This is a genomic window from Planococcus notacanthi (genome assembly GCF_030407825.1).
Classification (GTDB): domain Bacteria; phylum Bacillota; class Bacilli; order Bacillales_A; family Planococcaceae; genus Planococcus; species Planococcus notacanthi.
Genome location: NZ_JASDCQ010000004.1, coordinates 191248 through 217288 on the forward strand (window position 1 = coordinate 191248; position 26041 = coordinate 217288).

At 46.6% G+C, this 26041-nt stretch carries 20 protein-coding genes; 7 read left to right on the top strand and 13 right to left on the bottom strand.

The window, feature by feature from the left end; translation table 11 throughout:
* From galE to QMA01_RS14345, 4 genes are all read left to right on the top strand, one after another.
* Entirely contained in the window at nucleotides 1-1002 is a 1002-nt protein-coding gene (gene galE / locus QMA01_RS14330; RefSeq protein WP_290215293.1) for a UDP-glucose 4-epimerase GalE, read from the top strand.
* Entirely contained in the window at nucleotides 999-2477 is a 1479-nt protein-coding gene (gene galT, locus QMA01_RS14335; protein WP_290215294.1) for a UDP-glucose--hexose-1-phosphate uridylyltransferase, read from the top strand. Before galE ends, galT begins: the two co-directional genes overlap by 4 nt.
* A gap of 147 nt (nucleotides 2478-2624) precedes the next feature.
* Nucleotides 2625-3722: an ABC transporter ATP-binding protein gene (locus QMA01_RS14340; RefSeq protein WP_191716244.1), complete on the top strand. Its 1098-nt coding sequence runs from the start codon at nucleotides 2625-2627 to the stop codon at nucleotides 3720-3722.
* Nucleotides 3723-3962: 240 nt separating this feature from the next.
* Entirely contained in the window at nucleotides 3963-4526 is a 564-nt protein-coding gene (locus QMA01_RS14345) for a DUF4256 domain-containing protein (protein WP_290215295.1), read from the top strand.
* Between the two features lie 64 nt (nucleotides 4527-4590).
* Here the strand turns inward: QMA01_RS14345 and QMA01_RS14350 are convergent, their stop codons facing one another.
* The 6 genes from QMA01_RS14350 to QMA01_RS14375 form a co-directional block, all read right to left on the bottom strand.
* Nucleotides 4591-5397, bottom strand: coding sequence for an alpha/beta hydrolase (locus QMA01_RS14350; protein WP_290215296.1), 807 nt, complete (start codon nucleotides 5395-5397; stop codon nucleotides 4591-4593).
* Nucleotides 5398-5550: 153 nt separating this feature from the next.
* A complete protein-coding gene (gene ltaS / locus QMA01_RS14355) occupies nucleotides 5551-7503 on the bottom strand; it encodes a lipoteichoic acid synthase (protein WP_290215297.1) in 1953 nt (650 codons plus the stop codon).
* A 320-nt stretch (nucleotides 7504-7823) separates the two neighbouring features.
* On the bottom strand, nucleotides 7824-8186 hold the full coding sequence (locus tag QMA01_RS14360) for a hypothetical protein (protein ID WP_290215298.1): 363 nt from the start codon (nucleotides 8184-8186) through the stop codon (nucleotides 7824-7826).
* A gap of 298 nt (nucleotides 8187-8484) precedes the next feature.
* Nucleotides 8485-9000 carry a hypothetical protein gene (locus QMA01_RS14365; RefSeq protein WP_191716249.1) on the bottom strand — a complete coding sequence of 172 codons (516 nt, stop codon included), beginning with the start codon at nucleotides 8998-9000 and terminating at the stop codon, nucleotides 8485-8487.
* A 172-nt stretch (nucleotides 9001-9172) separates the two neighbouring features.
* A complete protein-coding gene (locus QMA01_RS14370; protein WP_290215299.1) occupies nucleotides 9173-9943 on the bottom strand; it encodes a hypothetical protein in 771 nt (256 codons plus the stop codon).
* A 4-nt stretch (nucleotides 9944-9947) separates the two neighbouring features.
* Entirely contained in the window at nucleotides 9948-13721 is a 3774-nt protein-coding gene (locus tag QMA01_RS14375) for an AAA domain-containing protein (protein WP_290215300.1), read from the bottom strand.
* 302 nt (nucleotides 13722-14023) lie between these two features.
* On the opposite strand from QMA01_RS14375, the gene QMA01_RS14380 reads away from it, so the two are divergent.
* Both QMA01_RS14380 and QMA01_RS14385 read left to right on the top strand, forming a co-directional pair.
* A complete protein-coding gene (locus QMA01_RS14380) occupies nucleotides 14024-14608 on the top strand; it encodes a helix-turn-helix domain-containing protein (protein ID WP_203340895.1) in 585 nt (194 codons plus the stop codon).
* 148 nt (nucleotides 14609-14756) lie between these two features.
* Nucleotides 14757-15242, top strand: coding sequence for an SRPBCC domain-containing protein (locus QMA01_RS14385; RefSeq protein WP_290215301.1), 486 nt, complete (start codon nucleotides 14757-14759; stop codon nucleotides 15240-15242).
* A 96-nt stretch (nucleotides 15243-15338) separates the two neighbouring features.
* Here the strand turns inward: QMA01_RS14385 and QMA01_RS14390 are convergent, their stop codons facing one another.
* The 7 genes from QMA01_RS14390 to QMA01_RS14420 form a co-directional block, all read right to left on the bottom strand.
* Entirely contained in the window at nucleotides 15339-15572 is a 234-nt protein-coding gene (locus tag QMA01_RS14390) for a hypothetical protein (protein ID WP_191716258.1), read from the bottom strand.
* A 291-nt stretch (nucleotides 15573-15863) separates the two neighbouring features.
* Nucleotides 15864-17309, bottom strand: coding sequence for a M28 family metallopeptidase (locus QMA01_RS14395; RefSeq protein WP_290215302.1), 1446 nt, complete (start codon nucleotides 17307-17309; stop codon nucleotides 15864-15866).
* A gap of 24 nt (nucleotides 17310-17333) precedes the next feature.
* Complete coding sequence (locus QMA01_RS14400; protein WP_290215433.1) at nucleotides 17334-18671, bottom strand: M28 family peptidase; 1338 nt, start codon at nucleotides 18669-18671, stop codon at nucleotides 17334-17336.
* A gap of 354 nt (nucleotides 18672-19025) precedes the next feature.
* Nucleotides 19026-20528 carry a phytoene desaturase family protein gene (locus QMA01_RS14405; RefSeq protein WP_290215303.1) on the bottom strand — a complete coding sequence of 501 codons (1503 nt, stop codon included), beginning with the start codon at nucleotides 20526-20528 and terminating at the stop codon, nucleotides 19026-19028.
* 316 nt (nucleotides 20529-20844) lie between these two features.
* Nucleotides 20845-22041, bottom strand: coding sequence for a M14 family zinc carboxypeptidase (locus tag QMA01_RS14410; RefSeq protein ID WP_225218577.1), 1197 nt, complete (start codon nucleotides 22039-22041; stop codon nucleotides 20845-20847).
* 232 nt (nucleotides 22042-22273) lie between these two features.
* On the bottom strand, nucleotides 22274-23623 hold the full coding sequence (locus QMA01_RS14415) for a GntP family permease (protein WP_290215304.1): 1350 nt from the start codon (nucleotides 23621-23623) through the stop codon (nucleotides 22274-22276).
* A gap of 13 nt (nucleotides 23624-23636) precedes the next feature.
* A complete protein-coding gene (locus QMA01_RS14420; RefSeq protein WP_290215305.1) occupies nucleotides 23637-24767 on the bottom strand; it encodes a glycerate kinase in 1131 nt (376 codons plus the stop codon).
* A 130-nt stretch (nucleotides 24768-24897) separates the two neighbouring features.
* Between QMA01_RS14420 and QMA01_RS14425 the strand changes: the two genes are divergently transcribed.
* Nucleotides 24898-25974, top strand: a complete 1077-nt coding sequence (locus tag QMA01_RS14425; RefSeq protein ID WP_290215306.1) for a CdaR family transcriptional regulator — start codon at nucleotides 24898-24900, stop codon at nucleotides 25972-25974.
* The last annotated feature ends 67 nt before the right edge of the window (nucleotides 25975-26041 follow it).

The window sequence follows — 26041 nt, forward strand, 5'->3', positions numbered from 1 at the left end:
ATGAGCGTCTTAGTATTAGGCGGAGCCGGATATATCGGTTCCCACGCAGTCCATCAATTGATTGATCGAGGGGCAAATGTCATTGTGGTTGATAATCTAGAAACCGGGCACCGCCAAGCCGTTCACCCCGAAGCTGTTTTTTACGAAGGCGATATTCGGAATGCCGAATTTCTGGACAGCGTCTTTAAAAAAGAAAAGATTGACGAAGTCCTTCATTTCGCGGCCAACTCTTTGGTCGGCGAATCGATGGAAAACCCTCTAAAGTATTTCGACAACAACGTTTATGGCACACAGGTTCTATTGAAAGCCATGGTCGATCATGATGTAAAGAAAATCGTCTTTTCTTCCACTGCTGCCACTTATGGCGAGCCGAAAGCTGTACCAATCACTGAAACGATGCCGACCAATCCGACCAGCACCTATGGCGAAACAAAGCTGACAATGGAAAAATTGATGAAATGGACGGAATTAGCCCATGGGTTGAAATTCGTTTCCTTGCGCTATTTTAATGTGGCGGGCGCGCGCGAAACAGCTGAAATTGGAGAAGACCATCGCCCTGAATCCCACCTGGTTCCGCTCATCTTGCAGACAGCACTTGGGCAGCGAAAGGAAATTACGGTTTTCGGCGATGATTATGACACGCCGGACGGAACTTGCATCCGCGACTATGTCCATGTGGAAGACTTGATTTCTGCACACCTGTTGGCACTGGATTATTTAAGGAATGATGGCGACAGTGAGGTCTTTAATCTTGGCAGCAGCCAAGGCTTTTCAGTGAATGAAATGATTGCCGCTGCCCGTTCTGTCACCGGAAAAGACATTCCGGTAAAAACAGGTCCACGCCGGGCAGGAGACCCCAGCATTTTGATTGCCAGTTCAGAGAAAGCCAGACAAATCTTAGGCTGGAATCCCCGCCATACATCAGTGGCTAAAATCATTGGGGATGCATGGAAATGGCATTCTGCACACCCGACAGGCTATGAAAAGGAAGTGGAACGATGATCCACCAAACTCTTGCAGGGCTTATCCAAAAAGCACTCGACACCCATTTGATAGAAGGAGCAGATACCGATTACGTCCGCAACCAAGTGATGAATCTGCTTGGTCTGGCCTCCTTTCCTGATGAGGAAATCAAACCGGCAGATGACACCATTCCAAACCTGCTGGAAAATATGATTGCGTATGCTGTAGAACAAGACGTTATTGAGGACATTTTTGATGACAAGGAAATGCTGTCCGCAACTATCATGAATTGTTTTGTCGCCAGGCCTTCTGTCATCAATGCTGTCTTTAATGAGAAATACGCTGAATCGCCGGTAGCCGCTACTGACTACTTTTACGAATTAAGCAAAAACAGCAATTACATCCAGATGAACCGTATCCAGAAAAACATTTCTTATAAAACCGATACGCCATACGGACAGATGGACATTACGATCAATCTGTCAAAACCTGAAAAAGATCCGGAACAAATCAAAAGAGAACGCGAGATGAAGCAAACGCTCAGCTACCCTAAATGTCTGTTATGTAAGGAAAATGAAGGCTATGCAGGACGTGTCGGCTATCCGGCGCGGGCAAACCACCGCGTCATCAACGTCCCACTTACCGGAGAAAACTGGTACCTGCAGTATTCACCTTATGTCTACTATAACGAGCACAGCATCCTGCTCTCCGAAGAACACCGGGACATGAAAATTGACCGCAATGGATTTGAGCGGCTGCTGACGTTTACGGCACTTTTCCCTCATTATTTTGTCGGTTCAAATGCCGACTTGCCGATTGTCGGCGGATCCATTTTGAGCCATGACCATTACCAGGCCGGCCGCTATGAATTCGCCATGACCAAAGCGGAGGATCTGTTTTCATTCCGTTTGAGTGCCTACCCTGACATTGTGGCATCTGTCGTAAAATGGCCGCTGTCGGTTATCCGTTTGAAAGGAAAGGAAATCGTCGCCTTGGTCGATGCGGCTGATGACATTTTGCAGACTTGGCGAAATTATTCCGATCCTTCCGTGGACGTTCTCGCTTTTACCGGTGAGACGCCCCACAACACCATCACCCCGATCGCGAGAAACCGCAATGGGCTGTTCGAAATCGATTTGGTGCTGCGGAACAACCGGACAACTGCGGAATATCCGTCGGGAATCTTTCATCCGCATGAAGATGTCCATCACATTAAGAAAGAAAACATCGGTTTAATTGAAGTGATGGGGCTTGCCGTTTTGCCGCCACGCTTAAAAGAGGAACTGGCTGAAATCCAAGAGTTTTTGCTGGGCAATGCTCATAATGTCGCCTCCTCCCACCTCGAATGGGCCGAACAATTAAAAGCTCAGTATGGTCCAGTTTCACGACGGGAAGAAGCGGAAGTTCTCCTGCGGGAAGAAGTGGGAAAAAAATTCGTCCGAGTCCTTGAAGATGCAGGCGTCTTGAAAGATGTCGAAGCATTCAAGCGCTTTATCGATACGCTGAATAAATGAACGGAAATACCATGCTTTGATGTTGATTGGCAAATATGCACGAAGAGTGTTCCTAATTTTGTGCATACTTGCCATTCATAAAATTCCGACTAGGCGGTATGCTTTTACTAATCAATGAAAGCACTTACACAAATTGGAGGGAATCAAATGGCAGGCTTGAACTTAGTGAATATCAGAAAAGAATATGAAAAAGGTGTGGTATCCGTACAGGATTTCAACCTTGAAATACGCGACAAAGAGTTCCTCGTACTTGTTGGCCCTTCAGGATGCGGGAAATCTACGACGCTTCGCATGATCGCAGGTCTGGAAGACATCACAGAAGGCGACTTGTTTATCGGTGACAGAAGAGTCAACGATGTATCGCCGAAAGACCGCGACATCGCAATGGTATTCCAAAACTACGCACTTTATCCGCACATGAGTGTCTATGACAACATGGCGTTCAGTTTGAAATTGCGCAAGATGAAAAAAGACGACATCAAAGCACGTGTCGCAAATGCTTCTAAAATCCTTGGTTTGGATGAATATTTGAACCGTAAACCGAAAGCGCTATCAGGCGGTCAGCGCCAGCGTGTTGCTCTAGGACGTGCGATTGTCCGCGATGCTGAAGTATTTTTGATGGATGAGCCGTTATCCAACTTGGATGCCAAATTGCGTGTACAGATGCGTACGGAAATCCAGAAACTTCACCGCCGCCTGCAGACGACTACGGTTTATGTAACGCATGACCAAACCGAAGCGATGACAATGGCTACTCGCCTTGTTGTTATGAAAGATGGCTTTATCCAACAAGTCGGTTCACCAAAAGAAGTATATGACCAACCGGATAATATGTTTGTCGGCGGCTTTATCGGCTCTCCTTCCATGAACTTTCTGCGCGGACAAATCGTTGACGATTCATTTGTGATGGAAGGCATCAAAGTCCGTGTTCCAGAGGGCAAACTCTCTATGCTGCGTGACCAAGGATATACAGGTAAGGAAATCGCATTGGGAATTCGCCCGGAAGATATTCACGATGAACCGTTATTCCTTGAGCATTCGCCTCATACGAAGATCAGAGCATTTGTGGAAGTCGCTGAATTGATGGGATCGGAAATCGTTCTTTATTCAAAAGTGAACGAACAGGATTTCGTCGCCCGTGTGGATTCCCGCTTCAATGTAGAAGCTGGCCAAACCATCGACATGGCATTCGACATGAACAAAGCTCATTTCTTCGACCTTGAATCAGAGTTGCGCATCAAATAAGATGTCAGCTTCTCATATCAATAAGAAATTCCAGACGAGCCTTCGTCTGGAATTTTTCTTGTTTACTGGTTTTTTTCTGTAGTCTGTTGTATCTATTTTCTGCTGTTTTTTTAAAAGTTCATTGAGTAGCATTCGATTCGATCAAGCACAGCCCGTTAAACCGTAGTCGTATTCCTCCTGATTTTTTACTATACTTAAGCCATGACGAGTAGCATTTATTACAAAGAGGAGGAAAACGCCATGACCCCGAAACATGAATTAACTGCCGAACAACGTCAAGAATTGCTTATTACATTGAAGGAACGCTTTGAGAAGACGATTGAGCGCCACGAATGGATGCAGTGGGATAAGATTCAAGAACGGTTGGAAGCTAATCCCGAAAAGCTGTGGTCGCTCCATGAAATGGAACGGACTGGCGGAGAACCGGATGTCCTGGAGTTTGATGAAGCCAATAATGAATACGTCTTTTATGACTGTTCCCCCGAAAGCCCAAGCGGCCGAAGAAGTGTTTGCTTCGATCAAAAAGCGCTTGATTCCCGGAAGAAAAACAAACCCGAGAACAGTGCCATGGTGATGGCCGAGGAAATGGGCATCGAATTGCTGTCGGAAGAACAATACCGCCTCATGCAGCAGCACGGCACATTCGATGTCAAAACATCCAGCTGGGTGCAAACGCCTCCCGATATCCGGGATAAGGGCGGCGCCCTGTTCTGTGATTCCCGTTATGGCCATGTCTTTCTTTATCATAACGGAGCCGACTCGTATTACGCAGCCAGAGGATTCCGCGGATTGGTAAGAGTGTAAATCTTTCCAATTAAAAAGGCATTGCCGAAACCTATTCTGGTTTCGGCAATGCCTTTTCTCCTCTCTAGAGACGCTCTTCCATCCATACAATCATCTCTTCATAGATTTTGTCCTTGGATGGTTCATTGAAAATTTCGTGCATCAGGGAAGCATAAATTTTCAAGGTTTTATCTTTCGAACCGATTTCCCCATAAAAATCCCTTGAGTCTTTTTCAGCAACCAACCCATCTTCATTGCCATGCAGCACCAGTACAGGGTCCGTAAAGTTTGCTGCTTTTTCTTTCAACCAGGCAATGCCTGGAGCAAACTCATTGATAAGCCCCACCGATATTTTCTTTTCCACCAACGGATCTGCTTCGTAAGCTTTGACTACTTCCGGATCACTGCACACGCCTTCCCCCAATTCATTATCCAAATAAGTATCTGCCGGCAAATCCAGCGGCAGTGGACCGAAAAGTTCATTGTTGTAACGAGTCAACGCACCGGATAAAATGACACCGCCCGTTTTTCCCGGATATTTTGTGGCGTAGGCAGCTGCAGTAAATCCCCCCATGCTGTGGCCGATCAAAAAGACCGGCTGCTCCGGATTTTCTTCCTTTGCCCAATCCATAATGGTTTTCAAATCGTCGGGCATTTCATTAAAATCATTGAAGAACGTTCGCTTCCCTTCTGAACGTGCATGACCTCGTTGTTCGTAGCGATAAACGGTAAAGCCATGGTCCACTAAAGTTTTGGCCAACACATCGTATCGTTCCAAATGCTCAGCCAACCCATGGGCGATCACTATTGCTGCTTTTTGCTTTTCTGCCTGATCTTTGCGGGTAAATAATTGCGTTCCATCAAACGATGAAATCATTTTGTCTTCGCTCATCCAACATCCTCCATTCGATTTATGCTTTATTCTACTGGTAGTATTCTCCATCAAATGAAAACCACCTTCTTATTGGAATAGAGAAATAAATAGAAAAGAACTATCCTATAAGACGGAAAATCCGCTTTTTAGGATAGCTCTTTCATTTGTCTTTTATTCTACTGCTCCAGCTGGATTTGCCTGGTAATTGTAATCTGCTGGATCGACTGGCGTAAAGCCGTTCGGTGTATAGAATCTCAGTAAATCTCCATTGACTACCTGATCCGACAAATACAATTCGTAATTGCCGTGCTCTTGCAGCACTTTCGCTTGTTCCAACTGGTCTTCTTCCAGCGGCAAACCGCTTTTCGGATCATAGAAGACATCGCCGATCGAGTAGATTTCAGGGCTTGCGAAATCGCCGTTTCTGAACGTTACAAGTTCTTCATGCTCTTCAGACAACAGGTCCGTTCCCAGTTGGATATAGTTTTGGGTTTCAACGCCCAACAAATGCATCACAGTCGGCAACAAGTCAATCTGGCCGCCATACGTATGATTTATATCGCCTTCAACACCTGGTACATGGATGAACAACGGCACACGCTGAAGCTTGGCATTTTCCACCGGTGTGATTTCTTTTGAAAGCACCTGCTCCATCGCCTGGTTATGGTTATCGGAAATCCCGTAATGGTCGCCATACATGACAACCATCGTATTGTCAGCCAAGCCGGATTCCTCCAGCTGCGTGAAGAACTGCTCAATCGCTTCATCCGCATAACGGGCCGTTTGGAAGTAATCATCAACACTTGAATCGCCGGTTGTGCCTTTTCCAATCGTAGTCAAGTTCTGGTCCATTTTATAAGGGAAATGGTGGGCAACGGTGATGAACTTCGTGTAGAACGGCTCAGGCAATGATTCCAAAAGAGGTGCCGATTGCTCAAAGAATGGCTTGTCCATAACGCCGTACTCCGCCATATCGCCTTCTTCAAGGTTCGTATAGGATTCAATATCAAAGAAATGGTCATAGCCGAAAGATTTATAGATTTCTGAACGGTTCCAGAACGTTCCATTATTGCCATGGAACACGGCCGAAGTATAGCCTTTATCTTTCAACATAGCAGGCGCAGCCTGATAAGTGTTCTGGCCTTTGGTAATGAATGCAGAACCTTTCGGAAGTCCGAATAAGGAGTTCTCCAACATAAACTCGGCATCCGACGTTTTACCTTGTGCCGTTTGATGGAAGAAATTATCGAAATACAGTGTTTCCTCGTCATCAATCATGGAATTCAGGAACGGCGTCACTTCTTCCCCATTCAATTTATAATCCATCAAAAATGTCTGGAACGATTCCAAATGCAGGTAAACGACATTCATGCCTTCTGCTGCTCCGAAATAAGCTTCATTCGGATTGGCGTAATTGGATTTGGTGTAGTTCAGTACTTCCGTGCCGTCATCGCTGTCAGCAAGCACTCGCTGTGAAGAAGATTTCAAAGTCTCAACAGAGTCATAAAGCGCGTAATTGTACATGCCTAAATATTTGACGATGTAATTGCGGTCGAAACCGCGTGTCAATAATTCCGGGCGATCCGCTTCGGCCAATGCCAAGTTGAAGAACGAAATGGCGAGCGCAATGGTGATGACGGGAAGAACTGCTTTGGTTTTGAAACTTCCACGGTCTTTTTTAATTCGTTTGGAGAAAATCAAAGCAGCCAGCACCAACACATCCACAAAGAAAAGGAAGTCGGTCGGCTGGATCAGACTTGCGACACTGCCTCCCAAATCACCGAAGTTCTGAGTCTGGAACAAAGTCGGCAAGGTGATGAAATCACTGAAAAACCGGTAATACACGACATTCGCATACAACATGACAGACATTCCGACATAAATGAACAAAAGTGTTATGTATTTCCGGAATCCTTTAAAGAACAGCGACAAGCTCAACAGCAGCAAAGCGGAACCAAGCGGATTGAGGAACAGCAGGAACTCCTGAAGCGCTCCATCGACATCTAATTTAAATTGTGTATTTTGGGAAACATAGGTTTTCATCCATAGCATGAAAACGGCCAGGAGGAAAATTGGAACAAATTTATTTATCTTTTCATTATTCGTCAGTTTACTTTTTTTCATATTGCACCTTCTCATATTGGGTATTCACGAGGATTTAAGGGACATAAAGTTTCAAGGACTCGGCGTGTTAAGCTCAAGTAAATTTCATGTAAAAAGAATCACAATCTCTATTATACGCTAATACCCTAGAAAATTACAGTTTAAGTTCTTTTCAGATAATTTAAGGAGCGTTTAACCAACGAAGGCCAGCTATTAAAATTTGTAAAGAAAATCAAGCCTTTATTCATATCCGCAAATTTCTGAAGGTTTAACAGAAGAAAACAATAGAAGATACCGCCGCCAGCAAAGAATCTTTGCCGGTGGCGGTATTTATTTTTGATTCAGTTGGAAAGATCATCAATTGCCATGATAGCCAACTCCAGTGATTGAATCCGCCTCTCCAACAGCGTCCGTTGGGAGCTGCCTGCCTTCGACTTGTTATACTGATTTTCTATAGATGGCAATAAACCAGAGAGCACAGCGCGGGCTTGCACCAGTTCTTCTGTGCTAAAAGAATTCGGTTCTCCATTCCAAACCGTTTCCAGTACAGTAAGTCCGATGTGAAGTGCGTGGAGCCGATTTTCCACCAAACCTGTCTGTGCGCCTTTGACTTTCATTTGAACGACAGCCTTTTCAGTTTTGCGGATGGTTGATTGGAAGGATTTGATCGATTCCAACCGGATGTCACCAGATACCTTGTCCAAAGCCGATCCCCCCTTTCTGGTCTTATATGTGAATGCCCTTTTTATGCTATCAGCCGTTTTCTTCTATAATAACCAAATAAAAATCCTCCTGCAAAAAAGCAGGAGGATTCATGGAAGGAACGTGAAAACAGGACTGTGGTCATCGACCGTCGTTTGCTCTTGGTTGGTTATCGGTAACAGGTGAAATCGTAATGGGGCATGGGTCATTGGTTTGCCAGCAGCCATTAGAGTTAATTGCACCGAAGTACAAAAGAGGTTTCCTTCCATGCCTTGGAGTGGAGTCTCACCACCCCAAGGATCAGAAATACTTGTCGCTGTCGAAATCCAACACGATGGAATAGTTTTTGGTGTTGACCGCATTGGACAGCCGATTGGCGAGCCGCTCCAGTTCAACCGCTTTTACGCGGTATTCTTCCGGATCGAACATCGCCCGTCTGACGATTGGCGTGCCTTCTCCATATCCGTATTGGATCTCTTCTTTTGCCGCAGCACCAAACTCCTTGAACTTCCGTGCTTTGGCGCGGAGTTGTGTGGCCAGTTCGATTGCCTCGACAATCGCCAGTTCTTCTCCATTAAAGCTCACTTCGTTTTCGAAGTTGGCACGGTACATCAGTTTATCCAAAAGCCGAAAATCTTTTCGGATATCATCGATTTCTTCTTCGACCTGTGACAGCGAACGGGCTTGTTTCGGTTTCTTGCTGCCTTTTTCCATTTCCACAAATGCCACACGGTCCATCTCTTCTTCCAATTCATGAATGCGTTTTGCCAAAACAGACTTCAATTTCACAGCTTCTGCCAATGATAAATTCGACATGATCCGGTCTCCTCTAATTCGTAATCGTTCTTCTAGTGAACAGCGTAGCAGACCAACCATTTTTTTACAATACGCTTTTGAACGGAATTTTCCAATCATCCATTTCAACCTAAAAAAACAGACAGACCTTAAATAGTCTGCCTGCTCCTTTAGAAAATCACTTATTCTTCATCTAAACACCGATTTCCAAAGCCGCTTCCTGCTCTTCCATCGCCTTGCGCCATTTCACCAGTTCCCGTGCTTCAATATGCTTTTCCAACGTTTCGTCCCAGCTCGAGGTCCAGGTATTCCAGATGCGGGCATAAAAAAGATCCTGCTTTTGGTCGTATAATTGAAACTCGATGCATGGAATATGGATCGTGTCGTTTTCGATGCAGGCAGTGATCCCGGTGATGACCGTTTGAAAGCTTTCTTCCCCAAGATCAGCCCCTTCCTTCAACAAGAGCTGATACATGCGGTCCTTGTTCAAACTGCCTTTGACGGGATAGCGATACAACGGCATTGTATCTCCTGCTTCCGGATGCGCTTCACTTGCTGCCAAGCGGTAATCGTCGTGAACCGCACTGTAAGCAATGACCGTCTTGCTGCCTTCCATTTCTTCTTCAAAAATCCCTTTGCCCAGATAGTCATGTCCTTTGGGCGTCAGTTTATACCCTGACTTTTCCAATCCAATCAAGCCCGTACGCTGCATCTTGTCGATCAAGTCGCTGATGAACAGCTCCTCGACAAACAACATATCGGATAAGGTGGCGGCCCGGCGGATATCGGCTTCCTGAAAAGTCAGCAGCAGCATCTTCATCAAGATGTCCATCTTCAGCCGCTTGACCCGGTCAAAGCTGACATCGTACAAGACGACGGGCAGCTTCCACACCGCTTCATTAATAATCGTTCGATTCGGATCTTCCGCTACACTTGCCCGCAACTCTTCAATCAGCTTGTCCAACTCCTCACCCCCTGCTCTTCTCTAACACTTTCAAACCATTTTTCTGTTTGACGACTTCCAATACATGCCGGTACATTTTCCTGGTGTCCGGCTGTTTGGCGCGTTCGGTGAACATTTTGGAACTGCCGACCAATACCAGCAACTCCTTGGCACGTGACAGCGCCACGTTCAAGCGCCGGTAATCTTTCGCAAAGCCAATGTCGCCATGCTTGTTCTGGTTATTGCGCACCATGCTCAAGACGATGATGTCCCGTTCGCTTCCCTGGAAACGGTCAACCGTTCCGGTACGCACTGTCAGATGCGGCAGGCGCAGTTCCTGGTCGATCATCCGCTGAAGCCGTTTGACCTGTTCGCCGTAAAAGCTGATGACGCCGATGCTCTTCTGCTGCTCCGGATGAATTCTTCCCGCACGTTTCGCTTCACCGGCCGCTTCATTCAAATCAACCAATAACGTTCGGATTTCCTGCAGTTCCGAAGCATTGTACAGGCTCTTCCCACCGCTCATCCGTTCTTCAAAATAAGCCGATTCGTTCGGCAGGTCCAGCCACATGAGGTGATTGCTGCGGGTTACTGCTGTTGATTCAAGCAGATGGTCGCGCTCCCGGTCCGAATCCCCGATGCCGCATTGCAGCTGGTCTTTTTCCATTCTATAGAACGGCGCAATGGTTTCCATAATGTCTTCGTGCATGCGGTACTGGATCGCCAGCATCGTCTTGTTGGCAGCCGGCAGGTTTTTGTAAAGCCGCTCAAATAACGACTCTTCCAAAAGTTTTTCCAGCTCTTTCTTTTCTTCAAAGCCATTGTCTTCCTCGATCATTTCCTGCAGCGTTTCTTCCAATGTATCGTTTCCCAGAAGCGGCGGCAATTGATGATGGTCGCCGACTAAAATGATTTTCTTGCCTTTCAGCATCGGCAATAACAATTCCGGCGGCGTGGCTTTTGATACTTCATCAATGATGACCACATCAAATTCCGGATAGTTGTCGATGAAATCCTTGCGCGCCGAAGCGACGCACGTCGTTCCGATAACATTGGCGTGCTTGATATACAGTTTTCGGATCTCGTCCAAATCGTGCTCGTTCGCCCCTGCCAATAAATCCAGCCATTTTTTCTGTACCGACTGCAATAAAGGAAGGTTCTTCATTTCCTGCTTGAGCGATTCCTTGGTAAACGACAGGCTGGCAAGTTCTCTCGCCGCCTGTTCAAGCTGCCCTTCCGGATCAGCTGACAGGATTTCATTTAACGCGAGCAGCTCTTGTCCGTAACCGGCTATCGTCTGTTCAACTTGTGTAATTTTATTATTCACCCCAATGATCTTCGCATCACTGGTTTCCAGTTCTGCTGTTTTGACGGCCTGTTCAGTTTGATGTTCGTTGATGCGTTTTTGCATCTCTTCATAGGAAGCTTTTTCTTTTTCCAGTCTTGCGAGTTCTGCTTTTTGCTCACGGATCGCGCTTTCGATGTCGTCCGGAAAACTAGCTGGATCCGGCATTTCCCGGTAGCGCTGTTCAAGCGGCGCAATCTCTTCCTGCTGTTTTTCCAGTTTGTCGAACCATTTCTCGTCCCAAACGCGGTATTGGTTTTGCTGTTTGACGAGCTGCTCGCACAACACGCGCTTCAAGTCCTGGAAGGCCCGCTTCGACTCTGCGGCATAGACATCGAAAGACTTGAGTTTGGCGCCTCTGCTCCACAGGTTATTTTGACGCCTGTACAATCCGGCAAGTGCTTTTTTCAGCACAGCTGCATCGGTACGCTGCGAACTTTTCAACAGGGTCCGCAGCTTCTCCAAATACTCATCGATTTCTGCAGACGTGTAGGCTCCCACCTGCACCAATGCTTGCTGTTTAAAATCGGCAAACGACAAGCCAGTCGGTGTCAATAATTTTTCCAGATACGAAATCGCAGCGCTGACAAGCTCGTTGTATTCATTGAGTTTGCCCCATTCCGCCATGTTTTCACGGTTTGCTTCCAAACGGTTGATCAAATAAGTCAAAGAAGGGGTTTCTTCAACACGCTGATCTTTGATCACTTGAAGCAAGCCGTCAATTTTCTTGACGCTGTCCATGTTTTGGATAAGGGCTTCTTTCTGTTCGATGATCGCGGCCATTTGATCGCGCCGTTCTACAGTGGCAGCGATTTCCTGTCTTTTTTCCGCCAGGTCCTGTTCAAGACGCGGAAGGCCGAGTGCCCGCTCGAGTAATCTGAGCTGACTTCTTATGGGCTGTTGCTGTTCCTGAAACCATGCGCTGTCTTGTTTGCCGGCAATAACAATGGAAGCCTCATCGATCAGATCCTCGAGTTCATGCAGCCGGTAAGCCAGTTCACGGCTTACATTTACCGCTTTGCCTTTCTCGAACTCAAATGCCGACAGTTTCACCTGCTCTTGTTCAAGCAGTTTTTGAATTGACTGATGTTTGCCTTGTGCTGCTTTCTTCTCTTCCACGGCCACTTTCAAACTCTCATAAACCGGCTGCAGGTTCAGCGCCGCCTGCTCATTGGCTGTCAGTTCCCGTTTTAGTTCCGGTTCCCGCTTCTCGCGCATTTCGTATTGATCGGTAATTTCTGCCAGTGTATGGTCTTTCCAATACTGCCCGACATTTTCTTCAATGAATTTCTTGCCTTCTTCTTCGATGCTTTCGGTCCGCCCGACGCGCAAAATGCGGATGTCCTTATTGGCAAGCAGGCGTCCGAGTGCATTGTCGACTGCCAGATTGGATTGTGACGCAACCAGCGTCCGCAAACCTTTCCGGGCATTCTGCAGGCAAATTTCCGAGATGACCGTAGTTTTCCCGGTTCCCGGCGGCCCTTGGATGACGTACAGATCCTCTGCTGCTATCGCCCCCGATACCGCTTTTTGCTGAAATTCGTTCAGCCGGTTATGGAAAGTCAGTTTTCCTATAGTTTGGAGCGGCTTAACCGGCGGTTTTTCCTCGAACAAGATCCGGTCGAGATTCGGATTGACTGCAAGGCCTTTCTCCAAATTGGCAAAGCCCTGCCGCAGCCGTCTGATTTGGCTTAACGCTGCGAAATTGCTGAAAACAACTTCTTTTTTATCGAGTGCCAGCCCTTTTTCACGGAGTTGTTTGACGATGTAACTTTGAAGTTCCACTTCGACTATGCGGTTTGCCGCTTTGATGACTGTGCCGATGTCCCCCGAAATTCCCGTGAGCCGAACGGTCAAATTTTTCAGCGACTTCCATTCCGTGTCTTTCAATTGACACCCTTTCAGCGTGATGCGGCTGAAATCATGGCTGAACGACAAACTGGAGTATCCAGTCTTAATGTCCGGAATATCCATGCCGCGTTCCTGGATCTTCAAATAGCCTTCCCAGCTGCCGATTCGCTTTTTGACATAATCTGAACTGTCTTTGGCCGGCGTCATGCGGTTGACGAGATTGATCAACGATACCGGAGCCGGATCACGGGAGCGGTCGAACACCATGTATTCCTCGCGCTGCCAGTTGGTTCCGAGCGCCTGATAGGATTTTCGGAGAGTCAGGTTGGTAATCAGCAAATTGTGATTGGTAAAGACGCCGTGAAGGACGATCGATCCTTGCAGGTCTTTGCCGGCCAGCCGGACGTTCTCCTTGCTGTCCAAAATCAGTGCCACCGAAAGCTCACCTTCCGCATTGGATGGGTAACGTTCAATAAAGACTTTAAACGCTTTGTCCGCAACAAAAAACGAGCGTTCGCTGATGCCGAACCCTCCCATTTTTTCCATAGCCGTCTTGGTCAACCGTATTGACGTTCTGATTGTTGCTGTATGTGCTTTAACCATCTAATCACCTGTTCTTTTAAAGCTGAAGAAATTTCAAACCGGTTCTGTCCACCTGATCTGTTTTCATCTAATCATATCATCAATTGGTGGATAAGAGCTTGAAAGTTGTAAATTTTATAGGAATATACGTTCGCCTCTATTTCTTGCAAGGCAAATACAGCCGCGTTTAACGCATTTTGTGATTGTGCTTTTTTTAATGTATGATCTGACCCTATAAGCATTTCCTTAGAAACTCCACGAAGCGTTTGTTGCGATTGGCATTTCAATTTCATAAGATGAGAAGAGTGCAGGAGGGGAAAACAATGGATACTCGTAAAGTCGGAGAATTAATTTATCGTTTGCGAAAAGAAAAAGAACTCACACAAAAACAATTGGCGGATCAGCTGAATCTCTCGGACCGCACAATTTCAAAATGGGAGCGCGGACATGGCTGTCCGGACGTTTTTCTCCTTCCCCGCTTGTCTGCGGTGTTTGGGGTAAATATCGAAAATATTCTCGGTGGCGATTTGCCGTCGAATGAATTCATAGGAGGAAATATGAAAAAATCGAATTATTTTGTTTGTCCGTCATGTACCAACATCGTCCTTGCAACCGGCGATATTACCTTGTCGTGCTGCGGCAGAAAATTAGAGCCTTTGGAAGCGAAAAAAGCAACAGAAGATGAAAAGCTGATTATGACTGAAAGCGATCAGGAATGGTTCATTTCGAGTAACCACCCGATGACAAAAGACCATTACATCTCGTTCCTCGCTTTTGCAACAGGCGACCAAGTCCAGCTGATCAAACAGTTTCCCGAATGGAGTATGCAATCCCGCATTCCGAAACGCAAACACGGGAAATTATTATGGTATGACACGCAGTTTGGATTGTACTATCAGCTTGTGTGAAAATCATTGATTAAGCAGAAATATTATGAATAAAGAATAACTCGTTAATATAAAATATTGCATTTGATCTATTTGCAGCGTGTAGACAGGTAGATTTTGATTCAAGGCGGGTATAGTATATCAACTATACTTCAGGAGGTTGTTGATCATGCCACATCCATCCAACAACAGAATCGATTCGGCTTCACGCGTGATCTTGGCATCGCCAAAAGCCATTTACCAGGCATTTCTGGATCAGGAAGCATTAAGTTCCTGGCTGCCGCCTAAAGGTATGTCGGCACGTATTGATATGTTCGAGCCTCGCCAAGGCGGCTCCTACAAGTTGACGCTAGTGTATGAAGCCGATAATTCAAACCCTGGAAAGACCTCGGACCATACCGACGTTTCCCAAGGAAGATTTCTGGAATTGGTGCCTGACACGAAAATCGTACTGGCCGGGAAGTTCGATTCTGAAGATCCGGCATTTGCCGGCGAAATGATTCAGACCTGGTATTTGGAAGCCGTTTTAGAAGGCACAAAAGTCACCATCGTTTGCGAAAATGTCCCTGAAGGAATACGGAAAGAAGATCATGACGAAGGACTCGGTTCCACACTTGAAAATCTTGCCCAGTTTATAGAAGTACAGACTGGGTGAGTTTTTTTTCTTGAATAAATTATTGTTTCTCAAACTCATTTATAAATTTTTACTGAGTATTCCATCAAACTAAATACGGAAAATACTTTTTTTATGTTATTCTTCCATTTCGTAATTGATTTGATCCAAGGCAGCTCGTAACTCTTTTTCAATTTCTTCCTCACTATATCCAGATAATTGGAGTTCCTCTACCATTTCGTCTGCATCAATGTATTTATCAACAAGCCTGTACTCTTCATTTGACAGTCCATGCATATTTGATGAACAACCTGCTAATACTGCACAGATACATAAACTAGCAATTAGAGTTGCCTTCAATGATTTATTCACTGTGATTTCCTCCTTTTGCCAAGACTGATAAGGCTATTACACCCACAACTTTAAGACTAGTATACAGACAATATAAGGTATATTTAATTATGGTAAATCAAGGGACTTAGTTCAAATTGATTTAACTAATTAATGTGATCCTATCATTAAGACAGATAAAAACCAGCCGCCTTCATCTGTCATTCCTTAGATGGAGGCGCCTGGTTTTTAGTTATTACCTGGAAAGATCGTTAGAGATGTTTAAAAAATATGCATTTTAAGAAGAATTGACTACCGCTGTAGTTGTCCTGATTAAGGTTTTGCAGCTGGCACATCTTTCCGCACAACATCAAATAGCCCCGAACCTATGATTTCCAAAGCCGATTGCATTCTTTCAGATGAGATGTTGTTTTCAATTGTATCTTCAGGTGTGTGGTAGACTTTCTCGATATGGTAAACGAGCGGATCCCAGCTATCGATGCCCATCCAGATGAATAACGCAGCAGGGATGCCGGCATTATGGAAAGGTACGTGGTCGCTGGATCCGAATTTACCTGGTAAAATATCTGAATTACCGAGACGTGCTCCTGCGGCAACGGTGGAATCTGTGATGATATTCGTGCTGCCATCCACAGTCATCGCATAGAGGTTTTCAGCTTTTTCATAGCTTGTTGCCACCATATCCGGATTGAATACGGCTTCGATGTTATCGCGTTCAGACTGAGACAATTGGTTCACGTAATAGCGTGATCCCAATAATCCCCTTTCCTCAGAACCGAATGCCACAAACTTCAAATCTTTGTCGGTGTTGTAGCTTTTGAATACACGAGCCAACTCAAGCATTAATGCAACTCCGGAAGCATTATCACTTGCACCTGGCGCCCCCACAACACTGTCCATATGAGAAGTTAGAAGTACCTCTTTACTGGAAGCAGTCTTTGTTTTTGCTTTTTTCGTTCCGATGACATTGACTGATTGAAGATTTGAATAATGAGTTGCTGTCAGATTTAATGTGACCGGTCCTTCTGCAAGCTGCTCTTTCAGCCACTCCACTTGGATAAACGCTGCTCCGTATACAGGAACATCGTACTTCTTCGTGAGGCTCGGATTAAAGGTGGAGCCATAATTGCCGCGGCTTCCCACAACACTCTGCAAGATGACACCTGCTGCACCTGCATTCACTGCATTGTCGACTTGTGTCCGATAAGCAGCAGTGGAGGCTTCACGCGTCAACGCAACAATTTTCCCCGCAGTATCTGCCGGGAAATCAGCAGGATTGAGTCCCCCTTCTACATAAATCACTTCCGCTTCTACGGCTTCATTGCTGACTTTTCCATTGCTGGAAGCTCCCATTTCCCAAAGCGTTCCATCAGCGAATTTCACAGCCGCGATATACTGATCCGCCACCGGGAAATACTGATACTCCACGCCAAAACCGAGGCCCTTCAATGTATTTGCAATATAGTCCGCCGCTTGTTTCTCAGCTTCCATTCCGCCTGGCCTTGAACCGATTTCTTCCGATAAATAGCGGATGTGGTCAATTGCCCGTTCCGCATCGACGCGGTTAACAATTTTCTGGTCCTGCGCCGCTCCGGAATTTCCGTTTGCCGCATAGGCAGTTGTAGCGGCACTGAAATCAGCAACCGGCGATGCGAACGGCGATAGGCTGAGCACCATAGCCCCTGCAAGTGTATAACTCAACAATGCCTTTTTCATTTTTTTCGGTTTAGCTTCTGCAGAACATGAAATTTTTTTCATCAATCATCGCTCCATTTCCTGGTTTTATTTTTTGATTAACTGGTAGACAGAAGCCCCCACCAAATCTCCTGCTTCTTTCAGCCGTTCTGCACTGACAAATTCAATCGTATCGAGCGGTGTATGATAATAAGGCTCTAAATTAGCGGTTCCAGGTTCCCGGCGAATAAAGTTTACAGCCGCGATGCCCGCTTCATAAAATGGAACATGATCTGATGCCCCTCGCTGATAAAGAATGAGTTCAGAAGGGGTACCGATTCGTTTACCAGTGGCCGCTGCTGTTTCTGAAACAATGTTCGGTTGGCCATCCAAAGTATTCATGTAGATAGCGGTTGCATTTTCCCACGAAGTTCCGACCATATCCATATTGAAATTCCCGATGCTTCTGGAAATTTCATCTTGGCTCAGCTGCGACACATAATAGCGTGAACCGACAAGCCCGATTTCTTCAGCCCCTACAAAAGCAAATCTGACTTCCTCATCAATCGGATAGCTTTTCAAGACCCGTGCAATTTCCAGGGCTGTGGATGTGCCAGAGGCATTGTCACTTGCTCCAGCCGCAAAAGGAACACTGTCATAATGTGCGGTCACATGGACAATCCCATCCCCTCCACCCTTCTTCGGAGTACGGGTCGCAATGATATTCTGGGACGTGGCATTTTCAATCGCCGAAACGGTCAGTGTCACATTGCCTCCAACAGCTTCAACATCGGCAAGCAATGCTTCTCCACTCGCTTTTGTAATGCCTCCAACAGGAATCTGCACAGCTGCAGAACCCAGTGATGGATTAATTGGCCCAGGCTGATCGATGTTATTGTAGATCAATACACCAACTGCTCCAGCTGCGTAAGCATTATTCACTTTTTCTGCAAATGGGATTCCGCCACGCGAAATGAGGGCAATTTTCCCAACAGCTTCTGTGCTGAAATCTTCCGGATACCCCAGGCCGCCATCATATAAAGAGGCAGTCAATCCGGTATCGGCTGTCGCTGCGGATCCAGCTGGAACATTCACAAGCACTTCATTTCCTGCATCAGTCTGTAAATGGCCAAGTACCGTGTCGCTGATGGCAAACTCCTGAATCTCGACGTCGTATCCGTAGGACAACAGACGCTCTTTAATAAAATCAGCTGTTTCTTTCTCTGCCGGCGTACCTGCCACACGCGGCCCTATCGTTTCTGTCAGATGATAGACATCTTCATACATCCGATCTGCACTGATTCGGTTAATGACTTTCTGATCAAACGCTGCCGCGCTTTGTCCGGGTGCTGCTACCGCTTTTGCCGGTTCGAAAACACCGGCAGGAGCCATGTAAAGGCTCGATGTAACAAGTAGAGCGGATAAAAACGTGGTTTTCAACTTCACATTTTTCAAATTCCCTTCCCCCTTTGTGATGGTCGGCTCTTATTAAGCCATAACAGTTATTCCTTTCCATCTTGGATAAATCCTTCCTTAAAAAACAAATAAGGAATAAAGTACCCGAATTTTCTGATAAACAAATCAAAAGAACTGTATCGAATCTTGTATTTTCAGTAATTTCCTTTTAAAACACCTACAAAAATACCATGGATTCCTGTCGGCCTTTCTTTGCATGAAGGCTTCATTAAAACAGAAAAAGACAAAAGCGGCGCTGTGGAATGATCTCCAAAGGGCTGCTTTTGCCTTTATTTTTTTCTTCGCAAATCAATGAGCATGTCAATTACGCGGCCATTGAAATCTTTACTTCTTCCCCAAATCCCGCTTCACAATCTTATCGCTTACTTGCTGGCCACTGAGTGTCACCATTGGCATGCCGCCTCCTGGATTGACAGTGCCCCCGACAAAATACAGGTTGTCATAGAGTTCGCTTTGTTTTTTGTGCTTGAAGCCGCCGTTCTTGTTTTTATCGGAAACGGTTCCGTAGATGGCTCCGCGGTCCGAACCGTAAACGCGTTCAATGTCATGCGGTGTCCAGACATCGCGCGTGACAGTATTCTCCCGCAACCCCTCCAGTCCCATGCGTTCCAATTTATCGAGGACGCGTTCTTCAAACTGCCGGTACTGTTCCGGTGTAAAAGGCTTGTCCTGGATATACGGGATATGCGGCAAGATTTTGATGTTTTCATGCCCAGGTGGTGCCTGGGTTGGATCGGTCTTGTTGACGTTGACCAAGTAAATTGTCGGGTCGTCCGGAAGTTCGTGCTTCTCAAACACTTTGTCCATCTGTTCATGGAGGTTCTCCGAAAAGAAGAAATTGTGGTGATTCAAGAATGGATAGGTTTTCTTGACGCCGAGATGCAGGACAAGTCCTGAACTTGAAGGTTCATATTTTTCCACCAGTTTCGCAACAAACTTCTTGTCTGCATCCACCATCTTTTGATAGAACGGAATGACTTCCATGTTCGACACATAATAATCGGCAGTCTTAAATGAACCATCCGCCAATTCAACGCCTGCGATTTGTTTGTTTTGATTGGTATGGGCCCGGACCACGCCCACCCCTGTGTGAATTTGGACGCCTTCTTCTCTTGCCAAACGCTCAAGGCCTTCTGCCAGTTTATGCGTTCCGCCTTTGACGTACCAGCAGCCCTGTGCATGCTGCATGTAAATCATCATGTTAAGCACTGCCGGCGCACTGTACGGAGATGAACCGACGTATTTGACGTAGTAGGACAGCATGTCGCGCAGATGCGGATTGCTGATGCGTTTGGAAATGGCGCCGTACATGGTCGACGTCAAGTCGAAGCCGGTCAAAGTCGCGAGGATTCCGTTTTGCGCAACTGCCTCTCGCGGCGACTCAAAGCCTTCCTTCAAATAGCTGTGTTCCGTTGTTTTATAGATGCGTTGCGCGTATTTCAACAGCGCATAATACTCTTTCATATCCTTTTTCGACAGGGCCGGATTCTCCCGTTCCATCAAGCGCAGGTCATGATACAAATCAAGCACTGTGCCATCTGGGAAGAAAGAACGCCATTCCCGTTCAAGGCGCTGGATCGGCACATAATCCTCCATCCGCTTGCCGCTGCCTTGGAATAATTTATCAAAAATATGGGGCATGGTTAAAATCGACGGTCCTAAGTCAAAACCAAAGCCATCCTGCTCTAAGCGATTTACTTTTCCGCCGATGTGTTCATTCTTCTCATATAAAGAAACCGCGTACCCTTTTTGTGCCAGGGAAATCGCTGCGGACAAGCCGCCGAGGCCGCCGCCGATCACGATTACGGATTTACCAGGATTCATCATACATGTGCCGCCCTTCTGTTCCACTGTATTTTTTAACAGATCTGCATCACAGCAGATTCACTTACGCATACGAGCCTTTATGTTCCTCATGATGCCCTTAGATTAAAGTTCTTCAAAATATAGTCATAATCCTTCTATTTCCCTGACTTCATGCTTTAAAAACCTGTTTTGTATAGACTTTGTATAATAATTATACGCTACTTTCAAGATAGCATATCGGGTTATTTATTTCCTTTAATAGCCCATACAGAAAATCACCGCACACAAAAACCCACCTATTTTTCCCCAAAGGAAGAACAGGTGGGTGGCGCCATGATTAAAATGCCGGCTGGTAAGCTGTCAGCGGAATGTCTTCGTACGCTTCCGGATCCAGTTGATCAACTGACCCGTCTGCGACGCCTTCAATAATTCCGGATAAGCCGCGTTCAACTGATTTGACCAGTTGGCCTTTTTCCTTTTGCCCGAGGCTTTGCGTCTGTCCTCTTACTTCAAAGAGCACCGTTCCGCTGCCATTCAATGCATAGGTGCCAAGCGCTGTTCCTGGCAGATCCAAGCCTTGCGAATAAAGCGAGATGTTGGTGAATTTCGACTGGCCGTAAGACTGAAGTTCGTTGTATGCCAGCAAGTTCAATTGTCTTGAAAAGTCGTAATCGTAGCTATCCGCATACTCGGCATACTTCGCGCCTTCCGGAGTGGATGGATCCGGTACGAATTGAGCCGACAGGGAAAGCGTTACAGGATCGGCAGTGCCATCGACATAGTAAAGCCCTTGATGGTGCAAATCGACAAAGACATCTACGTTGCCGAATTCATCTTGGAGGGATTTATAGACGTCACGGGAAGTTTGCGCTTCGGGTGTGATGAACCAGCCGGGTTGGTTTGATGCTCCCGGGAAATCCTGTGCTTGCGGCACGTAATCAAGGTCCGGGTTGAAGTCACGGTTTACGTCAAACCCGGGATTCGCACCGTAATCATAACTTTGGCTGATGCCGCGGTCCAAATAATTCCATGAAGGCGATGCCCCTGCAAGCTGCGGGAAGTTTTCAAGCGTTTCGTTCCACGTCATGCTGTTGCGGCGTTTATCCGCTTCCGACGCATCGGGATTCATCATTGGCATGAAGACGATCGTCACTTCTTCGCGGATTGCCTTTGACTGTTTCGAGTTGTTGGACAAGGTTTTCAGCAAGTTAAGAATAGCGACCGTACCCGTTTTTTCATTGCCGTGGATTTCACTTTGCATTAAAAGAACCTTGTCCCCGGTTCCAACGCGCGCGGTATAGATGTCCAGGCCTTCATGCGATTGTCCGGCTACATTCACTTGGACGGTCCCTTTACTATTGGATTCAATCTGCTTCAAGCTTTTTTGCAGCTCCTGATAGTCGATAAATCCAGAGATGCTGTTATCATGGTGATGCTGTGCAGGCTTCGCCTCATTTTCAACCGCATACACCGGCATCGCTAATGCCGTACATAACCCTAATACCCCAACCGTACTCGCCCATCTTCTCTTCAAAAACACCCACTCCTTCTTTTGTTTTACTTAACTGGAAAATAGCATAGCAATAAAAGAAAAAATAGTAAATATATTTAGAATATTCAATTCTTTAGTATCATTTAAGCTTTATCCACTTTCATATTTCTGCATCAATAGGCATAGAACAAGGTAAATACTTCGGCCCACTAAATAATGCCACACAAAAACCACCTTTCCAAAGAAAGATGGTTTCGCATACACTTACTATTATTTACACAAGAATCGTCCATAAAATCATCGTGAAGACGATCGTTGTTACCCCTTGCAGCAACGTAGCCGCAGTTTGGGCTTTATACGCATCCGTCACTTTCATTCCGCTGAACTGTGTAACGACCCAGAAGAAGCTGTCGTTTACATGGCTCACCGTCATCGCACCGGCTCCGATAGCCATGACGACAAGCGCAAGCGGCACTGCCCCTTCAACGCCAAGTGAAGGCAAAAGAGGCGCAACCAAAGTCGACGTGATGACAAGTGCTGCCGTTGAAGACCCTTGAGCTGTCTTCAATGCTGCAGCAATGAAGAATGGAATCAGCAGGAACACCGAACCGCCTGCCAGTGCAGACAGGTCCATTCCTGAAATGACGTCTGCCACGCCCGAATTCGTGATGACACGGCCGAATGCTCCACCAGCTCCTGTAATCAACAAGATCGGTGCTGCGCTGACCAGTCCTTGTCCGACCAAACCAGACAAGGTTTCTTCGTTCCATTTCGGAAGCAAGAAGAAAGCCGCAAATACACCAATCAATAAAGCTACAGTTGGTGATCCTAAAAACTTCAAAATATTGGTCAACAAATCTTCTCCGCCAAGGACACTGGCAATCGAACCTGCTCCAATCAATACGACAGGAAGCACAATCGGCAGGAAGGCTTTAAATGTAGAAGGCATTTCCCCAAAGGATTTGATGACTTCTTCATAATTTAAATCGCCGTTTTTGACGGTGTCTTCCGGCACTTCGATTTTCGAAGCGACTTTGACTGCCCAGAAATAACCGACAATTGCTGCAGGAATGGCGGTAACCAAACCGATCAGAATAATTGTTCCCAAGTAATTTTCAGCACCGATGTTGCCGGCAGCTGCAATCGGCCCAGGTGTAGGCGGCACCAATGTATGCGTCGCATACAAACCGGTGGCAAGCGCTACTGACATGGAAGCAATCGACACTTTCGCACGTTTCGCCAGGGCTTTTTTCAAGCTTGATAAAATAATGAATCCAGAATCGCAAAAAACAGGGATTGAAACGATAAAGCCGATGATCGACATAGCCAGCTGCGGCCGCTTTTCTCCGATCAGGCGCAAAACCACTTCCGCCATCCGGTAAGCAGCACCGGATTTTTCCAGAATGACACCGATGATGGTACCGGCGACGATAACGATCCCGATGCTGGTCATCAATCCGCCAAAGCCTTCATTGACGCTGAGTACGACATCCGCAAGCGGCATGCCGGAGGCGATTCCCATGAAGAATGCGCCGATCAATAAGGACAGGAAAGGATGGAGTTTCAATACGGCTGTCAACAACACAACCAATACAACACTTATAGCAATAATCACGAATAACATCTCAACACCCCTTTTATTTTTTCAGGTACGTTTCAACGACCTTGTGTGTTTTGTGTTTCAACTGGCGGAACGCATCTTTTTTCGATTGTTCCGCCGTTATGTCACCGCTCACCACCGAGTGGATTTCAGTAAAATACGGTTTCAGCAAGACAAGGCTTCGGCGGTCGACCATCCCGGAAATTAAGATTACGGGCTTGCCCCCTGTTTTCGCAGCTTCTGCAATGCCAAAAGGTGTTTTGCCGGATAAGGTCTGGCTGTCTGTTCTGCCTTCTCCTGTGATGATCAAGTCGGCCGTTTCCACATAGCGCTGAAACGAAATTGCCTCCAACACCACATCGACGCCGCGCCTCATCTCCCCTGCGAAAAACGCCTGCATCGCACCACCGGCACCTCCTGCTGCACCGGATCCTTTTTTATCATGGAGTTTCACGCCGGTGAGCCTTTCGGTGATGTCTGCAAAATTTCGCAGGTTGCCATCGAGTTGCCGAACATTTTCAGAAGTCGCTCCTTTTTGCGGTCCGAATACCGCAGAAGCTCCGTGTTCACCGACCAATGGATTTTCCACATCAGAAGCAATCAGGAAAGTGCTTTCCGTAATGCGCGAGTCAAATCCAGAACGATCCAGTGTCACCAGTCGCCCAAGTTCCCCTCCGCCGCGTGCCAATGCCTTGCCGTTCTCGTCCAACAGTTTCATGCCGAGTGCCTCGAGCATCCCGGCACCGCCGTCGTTTGTGGCACTGCCGCCGAGTCCGATGATGAAGCTCCTAAAACCAGCGTCCAATGCATGCCGAATCAATTCGCCCGTGCCGTAAGAAGAAGCGATGAGCGGATTCCGTTCATGTTTTTTAAGCAAGGGCAATCCGGACGCTTCCGCAATTTCAATCACACAGGTTTTGCCGTCGCCCAAAATCCCGTAGCTTGCAGAAATTGTTCTTCCAATCGGATCTTCGACTTGCTTAGCGACCAATTTTCCGCCAGTCGCTTCCACCATCGTGTTCATCGTCCCTTCACCGCCATCGGCTGCAGGCAGCAGAACCACGTCTACTCCACTGTCCAGTTCATGGATTCCTGCCGCCATTGCCTGAGCCGCGCCTGTTGCAGACAAGCTGCCTTTAAATGAATCGGGTGCTACTATGATTTTCACTGCAAAACCTCCTTGCTATTCTGTTAAAGCGCTTACATAAAATTATAATGAAAAGGTCAGGAGATACATTATACTTGATGTATATATTTTTGGCGGAATAGTTAGAATAAATATACATAGAGGAGAAGTTATGATCACAAAACAGTTAGCCGAAGAAATCGTCGAACAAACCATGATCCGCCTGAACCGCAATTTGAACGTCATGGACCCCAATGGCATGATCTTGGCTTCAGGCGAAGCCGAACGAATCGAAAAGATTCACGAAGGCGCCGCGCATGTAGCCAAAAGCGGTGAGACATTATCCATCGCAGAAGAGGATTTAAACAATTGGCACGGCGTGAAACCGGGCATCAATATGCCAATCCACTTCCAAGGAAAATTAGTCGGGGTCATCGGCATCACCGGCAAGCCGGAAGAACTCCAGGAGATTTCAACGCTGGTCCAATTGACGACGGAAATGATGGTCCACCAATCCCTCATCACTTCCCATGTCGAATGGAACCGAAAACGCAACGAGTTGATATTCGATGAACTGACCAGCGGCAAGCCCTTGTCCGCCGCTGTGCATGAACGGATTTTCCAAATGGGCTTGGAAGGCAAGATTTCATTTGTCACACTGCTGATTGAACTGAAGAAAATGCCTTCCCTTTCCCATCGGATTATCGAACAGCTGGAAGAACAATTTTCAGGACATGCCGTTGTCGCTGGCCATTCTCAACTCAATGAAATTTTCCTGTTGGTAGCAAATGACAATCCATCCGAGTTGGAAGCCAAACTATACAATATGCTTCATTTTCTGCAAAAGAACGCACCAGGCAGAATCGGCGTCGGCATTATGGTCGACAGCATATTCGATGTCCGGACTTCTTACCTGGCAGCGCGGAATGCCTTGGATTTCGGAACCCCCGGCCAGCAATTGATTTATTACGAAGATGTGGAATTGTTGGCGCTGTTGAAACGGAATCCCGAAGATGAAGTCGCCAAATTCACCGGCAGAATTCTTGCAGGATTGAACGAATCCCTATGCCAGACACTGACCACCTACTTCGCCGCTAATCAAAGCCAGGGTGAAACCGCTGACCGCTTAAAAATCCACCGCCATACCTTGGGCTATCGCCTGAAAAAGATCCGGGACATTACCGGGTTGGACCCGTCGGAGTTCAAAGACGCGGTCGCTATGTATTTGGCATTGGCGCTAAGAAGCTAAAGCGGGTTATCGATTTCTTTTAAATGCAAAAGCAGCTCGGCGGATGGAATTCATCTGCCGGGCTGCT